General features: G+C 58.1%; 11 protein-coding genes. 2 read left to right on the forward strand and 9 right to left on the reverse strand.

The window, feature by feature from the left end; translation table 11 throughout:
- Positions 1-19: 19 nt before the first annotated feature.
- The 7 genes from ACNKU7_RS06620 to ACNKU7_RS06650 all read right to left on the reverse strand — a co-directional run bounded on the left by ACNKU7_RS06620 (position 20) and on the right by ACNKU7_RS06650 (position 12019).
- On the reverse strand, positions 20-2008 hold the full coding sequence (locus ACNKU7_RS06620) for an acylphosphatase (protein WP_418296183.1): 1989 nt from the start codon (positions 2006-2008) through the stop codon (positions 20-22).
- The gene (locus tag ACNKU7_RS06625; RefSeq protein WP_418296184.1) at positions 1986-3083 is read right to left on the reverse strand and encodes a transglutaminase-like domain-containing protein; all 1098 of its coding nucleotides are present in this window, start codon (positions 3081-3083) and stop codon (positions 1986-1988) included. Before ACNKU7_RS06625 ends, ACNKU7_RS06620 begins: the two co-directional genes overlap by 23 nt.
- Positions 3080-4405, reverse strand: a complete 1326-nt coding sequence (locus ACNKU7_RS06630; protein WP_418296185.1) for an HlyD family type I secretion periplasmic adaptor subunit — start codon at positions 4403-4405, stop codon at positions 3080-3082. Before ACNKU7_RS06630 ends, ACNKU7_RS06625 begins: the two co-directional genes overlap by 4 nt.
- Positions 4402-6564 (reverse strand): type I secretion system permease/ATPase, encoded by a 2163-nt coding sequence (locus ACNKU7_RS06635; protein ID WP_418296186.1) that lies wholly within the window; start codon positions 6562-6564, stop codon positions 4402-4404. The genes ACNKU7_RS06630 and ACNKU7_RS06635 overlap by 4 nt, the downstream gene beginning before the upstream one ends.
- An 86-nt stretch (positions 6565-6650) precedes the next feature.
- Positions 6651-8114, reverse strand: coding sequence for a TolC family outer membrane protein (locus tag ACNKU7_RS06640; RefSeq protein WP_418296187.1), 1464 nt, complete (start codon positions 8112-8114; stop codon positions 6651-6653).
- A gap of 167 nt (positions 8115-8281) precedes the next feature.
- On the reverse strand, positions 8282-10384 hold the full coding sequence (locus tag ACNKU7_RS06645; protein ID WP_418296188.1) for a BapA/Bap/LapF family prefix-like domain-containing protein: 2103 nt from the start codon (positions 10382-10384) through the stop codon (positions 8282-8284).
- Between the two features lie 384 nt (positions 10385-10768).
- Complete coding sequence (locus ACNKU7_RS06650) at positions 10769-12019, reverse strand: MDR family MFS transporter (protein ID WP_418296189.1); 1251 nt, start codon at positions 12017-12019, stop codon at positions 10769-10771.
- A 691-nt stretch (positions 12020-12710) separates the two neighbouring features.
- Here ACNKU7_RS06650 and ACNKU7_RS06655 point away from each other — a divergent pair.
- A complete protein-coding gene (locus ACNKU7_RS06655) occupies positions 12711-14300 on the forward strand; it encodes a carboxylesterase/lipase family protein (RefSeq protein ID WP_418296190.1) in 1590 nt (529 codons plus the stop codon).
- Positions 14301-14450: 150 nt separating this feature from the next.
- Entirely contained in the window at positions 14451-15056 is a 606-nt protein-coding gene (locus tag ACNKU7_RS06660; RefSeq protein ID WP_418296191.1) for a histidine phosphatase family protein, read from the forward strand.
- A gap of 36 nt (positions 15057-15092) precedes the next feature.
- Here ACNKU7_RS06660 and pepN read toward each other — a convergent pair whose 3' ends face one another.
- Both pepN and ggt read right to left on the reverse strand, forming a co-directional pair.
- Complete coding sequence (gene pepN, locus ACNKU7_RS06665) at positions 15093-17735, reverse strand: aminopeptidase N (RefSeq protein ID WP_418296192.1); 2643 nt, start codon at positions 17733-17735, stop codon at positions 15093-15095.
- A gap of 60 nt (positions 17736-17795) precedes the next feature.
- Positions 17796-19508 carry a gamma-glutamyltransferase gene (ggt, locus tag ACNKU7_RS06670; protein WP_418296193.1) on the reverse strand — a complete coding sequence of 571 codons (1713 nt, stop codon included), beginning with the start codon at positions 19506-19508 and terminating at the stop codon, positions 17796-17798.
- Positions 19509-19549: the final 41 nt, after the last annotated feature.

Genomic DNA, 19549 nt, shown 5'->3' on the forward strand with positions numbered 1-19549 from the left:
ATGGTGCTAACGCCGTCGGCTAGAGAATGGTGAAATCTGTTCGGCCCACGGCTACCGACGACGCTTTCAGTACCGCGTCCACGCGCGCCCCGGTCGACCCGCGGGAGCACAGTGTCGTCAACGCCCGCAGTGCGCTTGGCGTTCCCTCGATGATTGCTTCCACCTGCCCGTCCGGGCGGTTTCTGACCCAGCCGGACACGGAGTGCCGGATAGCCATCAGTTTCAGCCAGCGCCGGAATCCCACGCCCTGCACCTGGCCACTGATCAGCAAACGTTCACAGACCCTGGCCACAGGTGGCACAGGTAACTCCGGAAACAGGGCCTGAACCAGCGCTCGCGATACATCGCGCCCCGGCCCCTGATCCGGAAAATGATGCAACCCGAGAATCGGGTTACACACCGCGTCATCCACACGCCAGAGCTGCTGCTGCATGTCCGTGGAAATGTTCTCGGCCAGCAAATCCACACCGGCAAGGCAGGGGTCGAAAATGGCCTCCAGTGTCGCCTGCAGAATCGGCAACACACTTTCGTGCACCAGGTCACTGACATCTTTGCGGCTTGTACCGTCACCCTGGGATTCGATTTCCAGGGCTGCGATCAGGCGGCCCCCAACCACCAGCAGCCGATAGTGCTTGAGGCGCGCCGCAGGGCTCGCCGCTGACTGCGGCGATGCACGGCTGACCATCGCCGGTGCACTCAGCTGGGAGCAGGCTGGCAATACCTCGGCCATCCACTCCCGGTTCCGTGTGATCTTACGTGAGACCATGGGTATTCCCTCTGGCATGCCACCGTGGAACATGCAGCGACGGGTTTCGCTGTGCAGGGAAAAAACGGATTCAGAAATGGTCTCAACCCTGAGGCCCAGGCCAAATGCGGCCTGCTGGATAAGATCCACCTGCCGCTGCACGCCGCGATAGAGCGCTTTGGGGTAGTGCTGGTAGCCATACAACGGCGCCAGAGCCAGCGAAAATGGCGCGCGCTGCACATGTGGCTGCTGCGAAAACACGTGACTGAGCAATTTTCCCGGGACATCAACCGGGCGTCCGTAGCACGGAAAAACGGCATCGCAAATCCCGGGATTCGAGTTCACCTCGATCACATAGGCCGGCGGCTCACCGTCTTCCAATGCCTTGCCCAGATACATCAGGTCAACCCCTACCTGAACCAGTCCCGGAAAACAGCGCGCAGCACGCTCTGCTATCTCCAGCGCGTCGCGATCCAGATGATCCAGTATCTGTACTGTTTCACCACCGGCAGATGCATTGGCCACAGACGTCAACTGGATTTTCTCCCCGGCCTTCGGCACATAGCTCAGCGATATACCGTCGCGCTCCAGAAGGTCGAAGCGCTTCAGCATGTCGTAGCGCATTCCAGGATTCTTAACCCGCTGGCGGTTTTTATCGTCAACCAGTTCGCGGATCGAGTGTTTGCCATCGCCAATCACATGGGCTGGTTCGCGGACATAGGCAGCCTCCGCCTGTCCGCCGATCACGATGACGCGAACATCCTGGCCGACAATATTTTGCTCAACGATAATCTTGCGACTTTCCTGCGTCGCGCATTGCCAGGCGGTTTCGAATTCACGCTCGCTGGTTACACCACTGGTCACACCATGGCCCGATGACCCATCGCAGGGTTTGACGGTCACCGTGTGGTTACTTGCGCGAAAATATCCCAGCGCCGCCGCGTAATCTTCAAAGATCTCACCGGAGGGAACCGGAACCCCATGGCGTGCGAGGATCGCCTTGGCGATATGTTTCTGCCGTGCGCAGTAGGTGTATACGGCTGAGTTTTGCGGGGAATTCTGCCGGAACACCACCCGTCGGCCGCCGTCAGAGACCTCGTAAATCAGGCCCCGGTGATACTTCACCTCCAGCTTTTTGTCTGCCGCGGCACTGCACACCAGCATGGTGCCTATGTCTTCCCGGCGTTTCAGAAATGGCGAGTCGGAATAATCATTTCCGCCACTCGACTGAATGATCGCATCAACGGGCAGGGTGTCCGCCATCGTTTCCCTCCTCTGTCACCTCTATGTGCCACTGCATACCCACATCTACCGTTCCCTGCCGCTGGCTGACACCTCGCGGCCAAAGGTTGGACCAGACCCAGGCGCCATTGCGATTGAGCACCACCTTCGCATTGCGGCCGGAACCAAAGCCGTAACCCAGATCCGGCTCCAGCGCCAGATTGGCATCCACCGGGATCCAGGTTTGGTTCAGATAAACTTCCGCGGCGTGGTGATTGGGCTGAGCAAAGTCACGGCTTTTGACGAACAGGAATTCAGACGTGAGGCGCGCGGGGTAACCCATGGCGCGTGCGATAGCGACAAACAGGGCCGCGTATTCGGAGCAGTCACCCCGGCGCGTGTTCAGGGCATACAGGGCTCCACGGGTTTTCTGCCGCTGATACTTGATATGCCGCTGCGGGAAACGGAAGGCCGCCCGAAGCTGCGCTTCAGGATCCGGATACTTCTCTTGAATGTCACGTGCAACGCGAACAATGCCTGCCGCGTCCGATTCGATAAATTCTGCAGGCGCGAGGAAGGGGGAAAACCTGTGCTGAATGTCATCGCTGGAGGAAGTGGTCACCGTCTTGTCTAGTGGCCGCAGGGACTGCCCTTTTACCACCGCGGAATCCCCTTCCATATCAAATGCGGAAACCACCAGGTCGAAGTGCAGCAACTTTTTCGATACCGAGTGCGCAGGAATATCCCACTCCATTTCTGCATACTGGTCGGCGGGTTCCCCGCTGTTGCCATCGACGTGATGGCGATAGAACCTGCGCTCGAAACGGTCAAACCGGTCGTGCCGAATACCGATCAATTGCTGCTGCATATGCCCGGCAACCGGAATCGCCACACGATGCACATAGCCGAAAATCTCCTCACCGGTACCATTGTGCACCGTAATTTCCGCGGTCAATGTCAAGCTGGTCAATGGACGGCTGTCGGACACGGCGAATTCCGCCCTGGCTGCAACTGAGCAGGCGAGCAGTGTCAGTGTAATCCGCACACCCGTCGCCAGATATTTTTTCACAAGGCGGGTAATGGCCGGAGATTCGAGCGCAAGCATGGCCTGAATCATCGCTCCCGCAAGGCTTCACCGGCCTGGTTGAACGGCTTGACCAGGTAATCGAAGATTGTTTTCGAACCTGTCTTCACGTCAACCGTGGCCACCATCCCCGGTACGATAGGAAACTGCTTACCGGCCCGGTTAATCAGTGCGTCACTGTCGGTCAGTATCAGCACATGGTAATAGTATTCGTTTGGCTGGATTTCATCCTGGATGGTATCCGGCGATATGGTCGTGACCTTGCCATTCAGCCCGCCATAGATCGAGTAGTCGTAAGCGGTGATCTTCACCTTGGCATCCTGCCCCGGATGAATAAACGCGATATCCCGCGGAGATATCTTGGCTTCAATCAGCAGGCGATCATCCAGAGGGACTATCTCCATCAGGCGGCCGTTGGGCGGAATCACACCGCCGATCGTCGTGACTTCAATGTCTTTTACAATGCCGCGTACCGGTGATTTCAAGGTCAGGCGAGTCAGTGAATCCGCACGGCCTTCAATAACGGAGGTCAATGCCTCCACTTCTGCACTGGTGGTCGCCAGTTCTTCGCGCGCCCGCACCATATACTCCGAGCGCATCTCTTTGAGCTTCAGCTCAAGCTCCGATTTCTGCCGGCTCAAGCGCAACACCTCAACGTTACTCGCCGCACCAGAAGCCACCAGAGAGCGTGTAATGGACAGTTCACTCTCCACCAGTTTCAACGATTCCCGTACGCTGTCCATGGCATCCCGCAGGCTGCGTTGGCGCGTGTGGTAGAGTTTGCGTTCCTTGGCAATCAGATCCTCGTGCTGTTGCAACTCCTTCGGAAATTCCAGTTCGGATCCGTTCACCTCCGCATTCAGGCGCGCGGCCCTCGCCAGTACGGCGCGATAACGCGCCTCGCTTTCCTCGACATTCGAACGGATCTTGGTGGGATCCAGTTGCGCCAGCACCTGCCCCAGTTCAACAATATCGCCCTCGGAAACATGCAGTTCCTCGAGAATGCCCCCCTCTAGCGACTGGATGACCTGGGCCCGTGACGTTGGCACTACTTTGCCGCTTCCCTTGGAAACTTCATCCACTTTCGCGAAATAGGACCAAGTGACGAAACATCCCAGCAGCAGGAAAAAAATCCAGATCACCCGGGTCGACTTTGACAGTCGGGCATCGTCGGCATCTTCGCTATAGTGAGACCCCGCGTTGTGAAAATCGGCTTCCAGCAACGCGACATTGGCCAGTTTTGCAGCACCGTCACCGGGACGGCTGATGGCGGTTGCTTCGCTCTGTACCAGTCCGGACTCCTGTACTTTTTCCTTACTGGCCGCAGTTCTTGCTGGCAGTTTCTTTGCACTCATTCTGCAACCCTCTCCCGCGCATGGCCTTCACGCCCTGCCGCCTGCGCCAACTGGGCGAGCGCCTGGGCCTTGGGTGCATCCAGGATCACCTGGCCGTTCTCGACGACCAGGATGCGGTCGACCAGTTGCAGGGTACTGCTGCGATGGGTGGCAAGAACAAGCGTGCGATGGCTCGCCCATCGCTGGAGCTTGGCGATAAAGCGTTTCTCGGTCACATCGTCGAGGGATGCGGTGGGCTCATCCAGCAGGACTACATTGGGGTTGCGGATGAACAACCGCGCCAATAGCAGGGATTGTCTCTGGCCTCCGGAGAGACCCAGTCCGCCCTCGAGGATTTTGTGATCCAGCCCGCGGGGTAATTTGCGAATAAATTCCAGGGCACCGGACATATCCAGTGCGGCAATAATTTCACGATCGCTCGCATCCGGTGCGCCAAGGGTGACATTGTCTCTCAGCGTGCCGTGAAACAGGTTGGCATTCTGGGTCAGGAAGCCCACGTCCCGGCGCACATCGGCCGGATCAATGTGCTCCATGCTGACTCCCTCGAGGGTGATTTCCCCACCGCTGGCTTCGAGCACGCCGGAAAGCCCCTGCAACAACGTGGACTTGCCCGCACCATTGCGCCCCAGTATGCCGATTTTTTCTCCCGCACGAATGTCCAGGCGCGGCACCGTCAATGCGGGTACGCCCCCCTCTTCGCCATAGCGGAACACGGCCTGCTTTAACGCATAGTTACCATTGATATCCGGCAGGTGCACACGCTTGCTGCCCTCCGGGTGATCCACTGGCAGCTGCATGATCTGATCCAGCCCCTTGAGTGCATACTTGGCCTGTTGCCAGCGGCTCAAGACCTGGGTCACCTGAGACATCGGTGCCATCATGCGCGAGCCCAGAATCGAAGCGGCGACCAGCGCACCTGTGGTCATATCCCCGCTCATGACCATAGGCGCTCCCAACAGGACGATCACGGCGAACACTGACGACTGAACGTTATGGGTCCAGGTGACCAGCCTGCCCACAAGGCTGCGCAGCCGCAGGTTGGCTTCTGCGGTCACTGCGTTGTAGTGATTCCATTGCTGCTGGAAACGCTGCTCTGCCTGCAGCGCCTTAATGTCTTCCATGCCCTGTACAGTTTCCACCAGCATGGCGTTGCGCAGGGATGACTCGCGAATGGACTCCCCGGCCAGCCGGCCCAGCTCGCGCTGCGCCAGCAGGCCCGGCACGATCAACAGGAGTAGCGCGCCGAGCGGCACCAGTGCCAGGGGCCCGGCGACGTACCACATGAAAAACAGAAACAGGAAGAAAAATGGCATATCCGCCATGGCCAGGATGGTGGTGGACGTCACCATTTCCCGTACCCGCTCAAGCTCGCGGATCTGCGAAATAAAGGCACCGGTAGACTTTGGTTTGGCGCTGTTGCGCAGGCGCACCGCGTGCCCGAACACCAGGTCCGAAACACGAATGTCCGCGCGTTTCCCGAGCAGGTCGGTGATGCGGATACGCGACACTCGCATCACGAAATCAAACAGCACTGCGATCATCACGCCACTGAACAACACATAGAGTGTCGGCGTGGATTCCGCGGGAATTACCCGGTCATAAACCTGCTTGGAAAACAGGATGCCCGCCAGCGCCAGCACGTTGGCAACGGTGGTGGCAATCATGACATGGGCATAAGGCTTGAGGTCGCGCAGGATAATGGCGCGGAACCAGTGTTGTTGTGGTGGCTTGATGTAGTCATCCACCCGCACATCGTGCACATTGTTTGCCGGGCGCAGTACCACAACTGTGGCGATCTGCTGCGCCAAAGCACTGGCGCTCACTGACGAAGTGGCGCCTTCATCGCCACTGAATGCGACCGCCAGGCGTCCCTGGCCATCCATGGACTCGATGACGCCCACCTGACCGCCCTGCAGCTGCACGACGAGGGGAAGGCGCCAGGGGCTCAGCATCGACGAATCAAAGGTAGAAAACCGGGCGACCAGTCCCGCCTGTCGCGCCATGCCTCGCACGATAGTTTCGAAAGGTTCATCCTGTCGCCAGCGAGACGCTATGCGTATGTTCTCCGCCGAATAGTCCAGCCGATAGTGCTTGGCGACCCTCAATATGGGAGCAAGCCAGGGTTCAAAATCCTTTTTTTGACCAGAAGAGTCATCCATACCGCTACCTCTTGCTACCCCTGTGAAAGCACCCGAACCTGATCAATAAAAAACAACGGAGCCGATGATTAATTTTTCGGTGCCGGTCATGGCAGCACTTCCACACCCTGAATTGCCCGTCCCTCCAGGTCGAAAGCACGACGGATTTCGCCGATCGTATACATGCAGTCGACCTGCAATCGATACAGATCGTACCGGGTGTTATTTTTTTCCACCCTGGCCTGATGCACTTCCTCTTCAGAATTGAGGAGATCCACCAGTGTCCGGGTCCCCAGGGAGGAGTACTGTTTCCGGTACAGATCCCGGGTTTCCGCGATGGCATCCAGTCGCGTATCAAGGATGGAAAGGCTCCGGCTCAACCCTGTACTCTGGCTCTGTGCGATACGCAGATCCCGTTCGACCGACAAGCGGGCGTTGTCTTTCGCAGCCTCGGCGGATCGCATTGCCGAGTCAGCGGCATCTTTGCTCGCAGAAATTCGCCCGCCTTGATAGATGGGCATGGAAAGATTAAAAAAGATCGCGCTTTCGTGATCGTCGAGCGCGCGGCTATCGACATAGTCCGGATCGAGGTAACGATTGACGCTGCCGTCCAGCGACAGGGTCGGCCAGGCACTTGCACGCGCCTCTTTCAAAGACGCCACCGCGGCCGCCCGCTCAGCCTCGGCGATTAATACCGCCGGTGCGAACCGCGCCTGTGCGGGCTCCACTGAACATCCGTGAATAACCGGTTCTGGCACAGCCATGGAAACGGTGACAGGATCCGCGGATCCGATCAGGTTCTGCAGCACGCTACGCCAGCGTTCCAGCTGCGCCTGGGTTTGCTGCTTGTTGGCTCTGGCAGATTCCATCCGCGCCTGCGCCTGTAGGAAATCTGAACGGGAACTCGCACCCCGGTCACTGCGCATTTTTACCAGGCGTGAAATGGCCGACACGCCAGCTATCTGCTGCTCGGCGGATTCCAGCAGCGCCTGGTAGCGCTGCACTTCTATCGCCGCCTGTGCCGTTTCCCTCGCCACAGTATCGATACTCTGCAGCACTCGTGCCTGTGACGCTCTCGCTTCAGCGGTTGCCGTGTCCACACTGCTGGAAACTTTTCCAAAATCATAGATAACCTGCGAGACGTACAGCTGCACGGCATGCCCGTCGCCGTCGCCATCGTCTTCACTGTCGTAGCCACCAACGACGCCAACACTCAACTGGGGAAAATAGCCGGCGCGCGCGGCGCGAATGTTCTGCTGCCGCTGCTGCAGGGCACCGACCGACTCGCCGATCACCGGATGCCAGGCCACCGCACGCTGGACGGCATCCGACATATCAATTTGTCGAGTTTCACCGCTGGCGGTAGCCGACACGGGCTGGGCACTGAAGAGCGGACGGGCGCTGGTCTCGCCCTCAAGCTCCATCGGGCTGATCGTTTCCAGAGTGTCACTGTCTGCCTGCGCGATTAACGGCGATATCAAGGCGCTGGCGACAAATATGATCAACCGGGAATGGCTGGCTGCGTTACGCGCAGCCGTCCCTAGCTTGTGATCCGCGTAATATTGGCGCACTGTATTTCACTTTATTGAGGCCCGCCTGACGACACCAAAGCCCGGAGTCACAAACGGTCGGTTATTCCTATTGCCGCCACAAGTTTAGATCAATAAAAAAGCACCGAGCCTTTCGGCTCGGTGCTTCTCGCGCCCTAAACAGCGGGCGTTAAGTGAGGTAACTACCTCTAGACATCATGGTTTCCACTTTGCGACCAAAGGTCTCGCGTCGGATCTTCCATGTCCTGAGGCAGCATTTCCATGCCATCTCCCGGATCATCCAGGGCAACCAGATGAGTATCCATCGCATCGCCCAATCCCATACCCGAGAGAAGATCGCTGCTGCAGTCGTCATCCAGTAGTTCCTGCAGGGAGACCATCGGCGCTCCGCCACCATCATGGTCCGCTCCGGGGGAACCATAACCCGTAGCCTCGTCTCCGCCAGGATCCAGCATATTTGCCAGTTCGATGGTTTCCTCGAGCATCTGTGGTTCCATTGGTCCGGCACCGGGTTCTGACAGGTAGACGCCATCACCTTCCAGGCCGGACATGGCCATCGGCATCGACATCCATCCTCCACCGGAACCGGCATCCACCATCTGGTATCCGCCGTCGTCATCGCAATCAAACTTCGGATACGGATCGCAGGAGATATCAATGTCGATATCTATATCGACGTTAATCTCACAACCCTTTCCACAGTGATCAGATGGCGGTTTAACCTTGTCGATATCCACATCGATGTCTACATCAACGTCAATGCCGTGGAAGCTGTATTCATAACTGTATTGACCATCTCGGTCGTAGTCATGATCTGAATCCGCATCGGCATCGCCGTCGTGCTTGCAGTCGAAATCAATATCGATGTCTATATCGACGTTGATATCGCAATCGGCGTCAGCATCGGCATCTGCGTCGGCATCGGCGTCGGCATCGGCGTCGGCATCGGCATCCGCGTCGGCATCCGCATCTGCGTCGCAATCGGCATCAGCGTCCGCATCGGCGTCGGCGTCGGCGTCGGCGTCGGCGTCCGCATCGGCATCCGCATCCGCATCCGCATCCGCATCCGCATCAGCGTCCGCATCGGCGTCGGCATCGGCGTCGGCATCGGCATCGGCGTCGGCGTCGGCGTCGGCGTCCGCATCGGCATCCGCATCGGCATCCGCATCGGCATCCGCATCGGCGTCCGCATCCGCATCCGCATCCGCATCCGCATCCGCATCAGCATCAGCATCGGCGTCGGCGTCGGCGTCGGCATCAGCGTCCGCGTCGGCGTCCGCATCGGCGTCGGCGTCGGCATCGGCATCCGCATCCGCATCGGCATCCGCATCCGCATCCGCATCGGCGTCGGCGTCGGCGTCGGCGTCGGCGTCAGCATCCGCATCGGCATCCGCATCGGCATCCGCATCGGCATCCGCATCGGCATCCGCATCGGCGTCGGCGTCGGCGTCGGCGTCAGCATCCGTATCGGCATCGGCATCGGCATCGGCATCGGCGTCCGCATCAGCGTCGGCATCAGCATCCGCATCCGCATCCGCATCCGCATCAGCGTCGGCGTCGGCATCCGCGTCCGCATCCGCATCGGTATCTGCGTCAGCATCTGCATCCGCATCGGTATCGGCATCTGCGTCTGCATCGGTATCAGAGTCCGCATCGGCATCCGCATCGGTATCGGCGTCCGCATCCGCATCGGAGTCGGCATCCGCATCACCATCAGGCGGAGTAGGCCCACCGCCCGGGGGAGGAGTAGGCCCACCGCCCGGGGGAGGAGTAGGACCACCACCCGGGGGAGGAGTAGGTCCACCACCGGGCGGTTCCGGCTCTTCCGGCTCCGGCGGCGTCGGCCGGATTCCGCTGGGATTGTCATCGTCGTCATCGACCGCTTCTGCGATCGCGATGATTCCGAGGGCCGCGAGGCCCGCCCAGACCCAGGGACATACCGTGGGATTTGGCGGCACGACGCCCGCAAGATCCGCACTGCTACTTACCGGCTCCGTAGAGACAAAAAAACCATCGCCACCAAAGTGTGCTAACTGCACTTCGCCCGTTTCCGGATCCTGCAGAAACAGGTCACTCTGGCCCTCGCTACCATCAGCGAGAAAGAAGTTTTCGATGGTGATCACTTCGCCGGATGCCAGCCGCACGATCAGGTCTTCCCCTGACCGTGTTATCGACTCCACATCCTCTTCCGCCAAAGATAGTTTTACGAGCCCTGGCGCATCCAACCTCACCAGTGAAGAGTCGAATGCCGTCAAGGCTCCGCTGGACTTATCTACAACTTGGGTTTGCATCCTGCGTACCTACTGCTTGTACTCTGAAAAACACCACGAACACGAATTCTGTGACGCTCAAACCAACCTTCCAAACAGATCAAAAATAGCTCGATCCGGTTATTTTTTAACCTGTCACTATTCGGTATGGCTGAGTTATTCTTTTTTTTCAAGCAGCAGCCACTTTTTCAAACAAAAAGCGAGGTAACGAAGACATTTTTGCGTCCGCGATATTTGAGGCGACACATATGCGCTATCAACAGATCTATCGAAGCACCCGGCTCCGAGGGAAAAGACTTCGCGGCGATCCCGGTCCCGCAGGAGGATTTCTATCCGGATTTAACTGCAGGGGAGCAAGCAAAAAAACGGCCCTCATGGTGAGAGCCGTGAAAAGAAGGGTGAAATTCATGCCGTTACTTGTGGCTTTTCCCCAGGCAACGGCCATTCGGGCCTTGGCAGGCCATTGCTGTAACGATACATAAGCAGTGCAACGCCACAGAGCCCAAACATCATCCAGTACAACGCTTGCCCACTCCAGTATTGAATTAACAGGCCTCCAACGAATGGTGCGCTCGACCACCCAAGGGAATAAAACGATGCCGCGCCGAAGTAACTACCACGCAAATGGTCAGGAGCCATTCGGTCAACCTGGACGCTCATGGTTGGGAAGAGAATCGCTTCTGCAACACTGACCACGAACGTTGCCCCCAGCCACCCCGTGTACCAGTCCAGCGGATTGACCGCAAACCAGACCTGCCCTGCCGCCAGAATCAGGATCCCGAAAGTAACCCGCTGATTAATGGTCATGTGTTTCATGGCACCCAGCAGCGGGAACTGCAGGAATACGATGGTAGAGGCATTGACCAAAATCATACTCGAGATCAGTTTCACCAGATCGGGCGCATTTGCTCGCGTCAGATACTGGATCAAGCTCGAATCTATATGGGCGTAGATAAACAGCGTGAGGATATTTGCCAGGATAACCACCAGAAAAACCTGGTCAGCCTTCAATACACGCAGCGCATCCCGCAGCCGACTGGCTGAATTTCTCTTCAGGTGAGCAAGCCGCCCACTGGCAGTAAAACGGAATCCCCAGATAAACCCCAGGAACAACAGGACATAACTTAAGGCCGTAAGACCAAAGGTAGACTGCTGCGCACTGAGCCCGGCCCAAACGCCGACGATGGGCCCAAGTGCCGCGCCAACATTGACCAGAAAATAGCGAAACTGCAGCGCGAGTTCGCGGGTACTGATATTGCTGATCAAATCGCCAAACAGGGCTCCCGCCGGCGGCTCCCATATCGCGCGGCCAACAGAGCACAGAACGATAGCCACTACAAAATATGGCAGTGTCTCTGCAAATGCCATCAAGGCAAAGGCGCAACTATTGATACCCGTGCCGAGCAACAGGACATTGCGTCGTCCGAACCGATCTGACAGCGCCCCCACATAAAAGCCCAACAGCGCAGCTCCTACAGCAGAAAGGCTGAGTACAACACCGATCTCCGAGGCACTGAGGCCAAATTTTTCATACAGCAGAATGGAAAGAAACGGCCAAACCATAAAATAGGTTCCGCGGCCGAAAAAACTGCCAACCAGGATTATCCATATTAAAGGCGGTAAGCCATAAAGCCTCTGCCACCACTGCCTGTCCATTGCATAGCACTCCATCTTCAATTTCTTCAGGTAAAAAAAAACCCGGAAGGCGGACCTTCCGGGTTTTTTTCTGGAAGGTCTTCTACACCTTCCAGCACAAATGTGTTTCGGGTGTCAGGTGATCAGCTTCAGGCGCACTACGGCCGGACGGACTGCCGCGCCGTGCTGAATCGGGGATTTCACGCCACACCAGGTAACTGAAATCAACGCACACGCGCGGACAGCCAACATGGCTGCAATACCCTGTACCCAAGCAATGGAGTCTGCAGGCTTTTCCTGTAGCCACAGCGCAATACGCGGCAAGCAGCAGTGAGCGCTGCGCCACGAGAGGCAATGGTTACGATTGAAAATCTGCTTCACGAAAATTGCTCAACCCAAAATTAAAATTCAGAAAAGGGCGCCGCAGCCATTCGGCGTTGAGTAGCCCAAACATCCATTACCCCGATCATTAACCAGTCCATCACTACGACCGTCTGATGACTGAGAGTCGACGCAGGTAGCGCGTCCACAGCAGGAAAAGCTCAAACAAGATAAGGGATCAAGGCATTGTTAACCACCCATGCAATTATTTGCAACCACCCTTTTTGAAAAATTTCAAATTTATTGCAGAGCATCCGCTGAACAACAGAATTGTTACGACAACTATACTGACCGAAACAATTTTCATGACCTGTTTGGAACTGAACGAAAAATGGAATTTACGGGCAAGTCAGGCAAGTACCGGGTAGGCAATTCGGATCCCATTGTTGCGGCGCCTCAGGGGTCAATCATCGGCCGCACAGATAACGCCGCCGGGGTGAACCAGTTCCTTGGCATCCCCTACGCGCTGCCGCCGGTTGGAGAACGGCGCTGGACGCCACCGCAGCCCATCCCGCCCTGGAGCTCGCCATTCCATGCACACCGCTACGGAATGCCTGCGGCCCAAAACCCTTCGCCGCTTTTCAATATACAGGGACCAAACGGGGAGCCTCCGCACACCGAGGATTGCCTTTTCCTGAATATCTTCACGCCAGTAAACCCAGCTCACGAAAAACTGCCTGTAATGTTGTGGATTCACGGCGGCGCCTTTTATCTGGGCTCTGGCAGCCAGTCGCTGTACTGCGGCAACCGACTGGCAGGCAGCGGGCGTGCCATTGTCGTTACCATCAATTACCGTCTTGGCGCCCTGGGTTTCTTGCGTCTGTGCGACATTTCAGACATACCGGCATCCGGCAATGAGGGCCTTCTCGACCAGATTGCGGCCCTGACCTGGATACACACGAATATTGCGTCATTTGGCGGAGATCCGGATAACATCACCCTCTTCGGGGAATCCGCCGGGGCCATGAGCATTGCGGCGCTGTTCTCCGCCGAAGAGAAGCTCAGCGCGGAATTTGGCCGCCAGTTGTTTCACAAGGCCATAGTGCAAAGTGGCAATCCCGCGGTATTCCACACGCCGGCCCGTGCGTCCGACATGGCGGAAGCCTTTCTCGGGCATCTGCACAAAATCAGTGGGGGCCGCCCACCCGCCAGCGCCACTACCAGAGAACTGCTTTGCGCCCAGGAAGCCGTGCTATCCGAGCCGGGCATGGATAAACGCTGGGGGCACCTGCCGTTTAAACCCGTAATTGATGGCTTGCTGATCAACCGTAAACCCGTACATGCCCTGCGCGATGGGGCCGCGGCAAAAGTGCCGATGATGGTGGGCAGCAATCTTGACGAGTGGAATCTGTTCAGCGCCGCGCGGCCGGAAAGCTACACGCTGGATGACCAGCAGATCCGGGCACACCTGCAGCACCTTATACCCGACCAACTGCTTACAACCCTGCTGGAGCACTACCGAGTGCGCGCGGAATCTCTGCGCGACAACCCATGGCCGCTATGGAGTCGCGCCTGGAACCTGTTGCTCACAGATATGGTCTTTACACTCCCCGGGGTACGGCTGCTCCAGGCCCACCAGGGCCGGCGCTATCATTATCACTTTGCGCAACCACTGGCGGCACAGCCACTCCTCGGTGCCTGCCATGCCGCCGAACTGGGCTATGTGTTCGGCACTCACGGCGACGAGTCACTGCTCCACCTGTATGGCGGGGAAACTGAACCCCAGCATCTGAGCGATGCCATGCGCCACGCCTGGCTTAATTTTGCGGCCCATGGTGATCCCGGGAGTGACTGGCCCACGTTCGATGCCGGCGGCAGTCGGCGGTTTGGCAACCATCCGGATGGCCGCTACCTGGACCCTCAGGAAGTGATGTCCGTCTGGGGCGCCCTGGATGACGACATGTTGCACGGCTATCTGTAACGCTGTGCCCAAACACCGAACCGACATTGCCCTATTCCCCACGTTGCAGCCGCCGCTGTCATTCGCCGCAAGAGCGCGTAAAATTACCGGAAATTAACGATATTTAGAGCCGGGCGAAGCAGCAGTACGCTGGGGGAACATGGAATCAATATGGAAGGAAATGCACACAGAATTATCCTGATCAGGCACGGCGAGGCGGATAAGTCACCTGAAGATGCGGATCCCGGTCTGACAGCCACCGGCCACCAGCAGGCCCAAAGCCTCAGTAAACAGCTCAGCCAACTTTTTCCCGAACCGGAACGCGTCGGTCTCGTCAGTAGCCCCAAGACGCGAGCATTACAGACGGCGATTCCCACGGCTTCTGCCTGGCAAAAGAAAATTGTGGAAGAACCTGCCGTGATTGAAATTCCCTCGCCCCAGGGTTTGCCACTGGCAGAACGAGGCAAGTGGATACAGGCGCTGCTTCACAGCAGCTGGAGTACGATCACTCCGGCGCAACAGGTCTGGCGGGAACGGACTATCGCGTTTCTACGGCAACTGGGCAGTACCTGTACCGGCGCAGATACCATGGCAACCACGCTGGTGTTCTGTCACTTTATGGTGATCAACTCGGTTGTTGCAGCTATCCGCGGTGACGACCGCGTTGCGCAGTTTCACCCGGATTACACTTCCTGCACCGAGCTGAGCCTGGTATCAGGAGACCTCTGGCTGGTGGAACTGGGTAGAGAAAAAAACAGCGGCAACCGTATCCGGTAGCCGCCGTGTTCACTCGAAGAAACGCAGCAAAAAGCCTTAGCGCGTACTGAGGCTTTTACTGACCACTTCAAAAAGATCCCGGGACAGTTCACCAGACTCCATCACCCGCTGCACCGCAGCGCGCATTTTCTGCCCTTCTTCCTCCCGGTATTTCTGCCATCGCGTGAGGGGCGTCACCAGCCGTGATGCAATCTGCGGATTGACTTTATCCAGTGCGATCACCTGATCGGCGAGGAATTCGAAACCCGAACCATCTTCGCGATGGAACTGGGTAAAGTTACGCGCGGAGAATCCGGCAATCACCGCACGCACCTTGTTCGGGTTGGTGAACTCAAACGCCGGGTGCTCCATCAGTTGCTTGATTCGCGCCAGGGTTCCGTAATTGGCGCTGCTGCTCTGCAGGCCAAACCAGGTCTCCACCACCTGGGTATCCTGCTGCCAGCGATCGTAAAATGCCTGCAGGTGCGTCGTCGCTTCACTTTCGGGGGCGAATTCAACCAGCGCCGCCAGCGCTGCAGCACTGTCGGTCATATTTTCCGCGCGATCCAATTGTGCCCGGGCGAGATCCAGGGCCTGTGCAGTACCGTTCGCACACAGATACGCCAGGCAGGTATTTTTCAGGCTGCGCTCGGCAATGTCGCCCGCATTCGGTGCATAGGGCTTGCGGATATCCAGCTGCTTGAAGCGCGCCATAAACTCATCGTGCAACGCGTCGGCAAGCGCGTCGCGGGTAAACGCCCGCGCCGCGATAATGGCGGCCGCATCAATCTCCCCTTCCTGCTCCGCCAGCTCCTGTGCCGAGGGCAGCGACAGCATTTTTGCCACCAGCGCAGGGTCGAGCGCGGTATCGCTGATCACACTGCGGAAGCCGGCAATCAGTTGCTCCGGGGTCTGCAAGGGTACACCCGTGCGGTATTGTGCCTGCAGCTCAGACAGCGCATTCAGCGCCAGTCGCTGGCTGGCGTCCCAGCGGTTAAACGCATCGCTGTCGTGCTGCATGAGGAACTGCAGCTGTGCATCGGAATAGCCATAGCGGAGTTTGACAGGCGCCGAGAACCGTCTCAGCAAAGAGGGCAACGGGCGCGTGGCGACCTGGTTGAACTCAAAGGTCTGCTCGGCCTCGGTCAAATGCAGGATCACAGTGCCGGAACCATCCTCAGCGATTGGCAAGTCCTGCCCCTTGTCGTCGAGAAGACCAATCGCCACCGGTATGTGCAGCGGCAGCTTCTCTTCCTGCCCCGGCGTTGCCGGTGTGAACTGCCTGATCGTCAGGCGATAGGTGCCGCTGGCGGCATCGTGTGCATCTGTAACCTCCAGCACCGGCGTGCCGGCCTGGCTGTACCAGCGGCGGAACTGCTGGAGGTCTGCGCCATTGGCATCTTCCATTGCGCGCACGAAATCCTCACAGGTTACGGCACAGCCATCGTGCCGCTCAAAATACAGGTCGCTGCCACGACGGAAGGCCTCGGCGCCGAGCAGGGTGTGAATCATGCGGACTACTTCCGCGCCCTTTTCGTAGATGGTTAGGGTGTAGAAATTGGAAATTTCCATGTAGGAATCCGGCCTTACCGGATGTGACATGGGGCCGGCGTCCTCGGCAAATTGTGAGGTGCGCAACAGCGTGACATCCTCAATGCGTTTTACCGCGCGTGAGTTCATGTCCGCGGAAAATTCGGCGTCGCGGAAGACAGTAAAGCCCTCCTTAAGGCTCAGCTGGAACCAGTCCCGGCACGTCACCCGGTTACCGGACCAGTTGTGGAAATACTCGTGCGCGACAATGGACTCAATCCGCTGGAACGCCGCATCGGTCGCCGTCTCGGGGCTGGCGAGCACGCATGCGGAGTTGAAAATATTGAGGCCCTTGTTCTCCATCGCACCCATGTTGAAATGGTCGACCGCGACGATCATGAAGATATCCAGGTCGTACTCTCGCCCGTAGACCTCTTCATCCCAACGCATGGAATGCTTCAGGGACGTGATTGCATGGGCGCATTTACCGATGTTTTTCGCCTCGGTAAACAGCTGCAGTTTCACATCGCGGCCACTGGCGGTCGTAAAGCGGTCTTCCACCCACTGCAGGTCACCCCCGACCAACGCAAACAGGTACGCCGGCTTGGCAAATGGATCCTCCCAGGTGACGGTGAGTCTTCCGTCGTCCGTGGTGCCGCTGGCCACCTTGTTGCCATTGGACAGCAATACCGGATAAGTCGGCGGCGCCACGATCGTGGTGGTGAACAGCGACATGACATCCGGTCGATCCGGGTAATAGGTGATCTTGCGAAACCCTTCCGCCTCACACTGGGTGCAATACATGCCGTTGGACAGGTAGAGCCCTTCGAGCGAAGTGTTGGCCTGCGGGTTGATGCGGGTACAGATCTCCAGCTCGAAGTTTTCCCCCGGCACATCGATTTCAAGTCCGCCGGGCAGTTCCCGGTATCGCTGCGCCGGAACCAGCTCGCCGTTGATAGCAACGGACAACAGCTCCAGGTCAACGCCATCGAGCCACAGGGGGGGCAGTGCGCCGGAGCTCTCCGCCGCCGGATTACGCCGCACGCCAAGTGTCGACTTGACCAGTGTTGCCTGCGGCTCCAGCTCGAAGTGCAGCTGCGTGTGATCGATCAGGTAATCCGGTGCACGATAGTCTTTCAGGTAAACAGTGCGTGGTTGTGCTTCTTTCATACTTCGGTCTGTTATTTGAATGGGTTGGGGTTCTGCCCGCCTACAGCGGGGTAATACGCCTTAATAGCCGGCTGCCTGACCGTCCTTGCGACTTTCCGAGGCACCGTGATACACACCCTGCCCGTCGCGCATAATTGCCTGATAACCGCCATAAGGGCCGCTCTCAAAACGGATCTGATGGCCCATCTGTACCAGTTTACGCCGGGTTTCCATCGGGAACCCGTCTTCCAGGCTGAGGTAGCCGCCGTCTTCCATCAGTTCGTCCGTGGGCTGGCTGGAGCCACTGTGCAATATCCGCGGGGCGTCCCCGGCTTCCTGCACATTGAGACCAAAATCCACCATATTGATGATGATCTGCGCGTGCATCTGCGGCTGCGTAGCGCCGCCCATGACCCCGAAACTCAACCAGGGTTTGCCATCTTTCGTGGCAAATGCGGGGATAATGGTGTGGAACGGGCGCTTGCCGGGCTGGTACTGGTTAAAATGGCCCTCTTGCAGGCTGAACATCTCGCCGCGATCCTGGAGGATGAAACCCAGTTCCCCCGGTGTCATACCCGAGCCCATGCCCCGATAGTTGCTCTGGATCAGGGACACCATGTTGCCTTCTTTGTCCGCCGTGGTCAGGTAGATCGTATCCCCGTGGCGCAGCGCCACGGTACCGGCGTCGTAGCGCTTGGCGGCGCGTTCCGGATTGATCAGCTTGCGGCGCTCGTTGGCGTACTTTTTGGAAATCAGCTGCTTGACCGGCAACTCGTTGAAGGCAGGATCCGCGTAATAACGGGCACGATCCTCAAAGGCCAGCTTCTTCGCTTCGGCAAACAGGTGCACGTACTCCGGGCTGGTGCGGCCGAGTGCCGCAAGGTCGTAGCCTTCGAGTATGTTGAGAATCTGCAGTGCGGCGATACCCTGCCCGTTCGGCGGCAGCTCCCACACATCTACGCCGCGGTAGTTGGTCGAAACCGGCTCCACCCATTCAGACTTGTGGCTGGCGAGATCCTCGTAGGAAAGAAAGCCGTCATTCGCCTTCATATAGGCATCAATCTCCCGCGCGATATCGCCCTTATAAAACGCGTCCCGACCGCCTTCGGCAATTTTGTGCAGCGTTTTCGCCAGGCGGGGATTATGGAATATCTCGCCTTCTTTCGGCGCGCGGCCATCGGGCATATAGGTGTCGCGGAACCCCGGATATTTACTCAGAACGGGCACCGAGCGATTCCAGTAGTAGGCCACCAGCTGGGTCACCGGGAAGCCGTCGTTGGCGTACCGAATCGCCGGCTCAAGCAGATTTTTCATTGGCAGGCGGCCAAACTTTTTGTGCAGTTCAAACCAGCCATCCACGGCACCCGGCACGGAAACCGGCAAAGGCCCATGGGAGGGAATCTTGTCCAGACCATTGTTGGCAAAATACTCAAACGGCAGCGACTTGGGCGAGCGACCACTGGCGTTCAGCCCGTAGAGACGCTTGTCCTTCGCGCTCCAGACAATAGCGAACAGATCGCCGCCTATGCCGTTCCCGGTGGGTTCCATCAGTCCCTGTACTGCGTTGGCGGCGATTGCCGCATCCACCGCACTGCCGCCCTGCTTGAGGACGTCGAGTGCCACCTGGGTGGCCAGCGGCTGGCTTGTTGCCGCCATCCCCTGAGTGGCCAACACTGGCGAACGGCTGGCGAACCCTTCACCGTTTACCCTGTCATAGGCCTGGGCACTGGCAATACTGCCCAGAGCAACGGCCGCGCCGAGCGCCAGACGGCTGCAACCACGTAAAACTGTCATGGTGAATTTCACAAATACTTCCCCCGTCGTTATGCTCTGAA

It is taken from the genome of Microbulbifer weihaiensis, assembly GCF_048323715.1.
Classification (GTDB): Bacteria; Pseudomonadota; Gammaproteobacteria; order Pseudomonadales; family Cellvibrionaceae; genus Microbulbifer.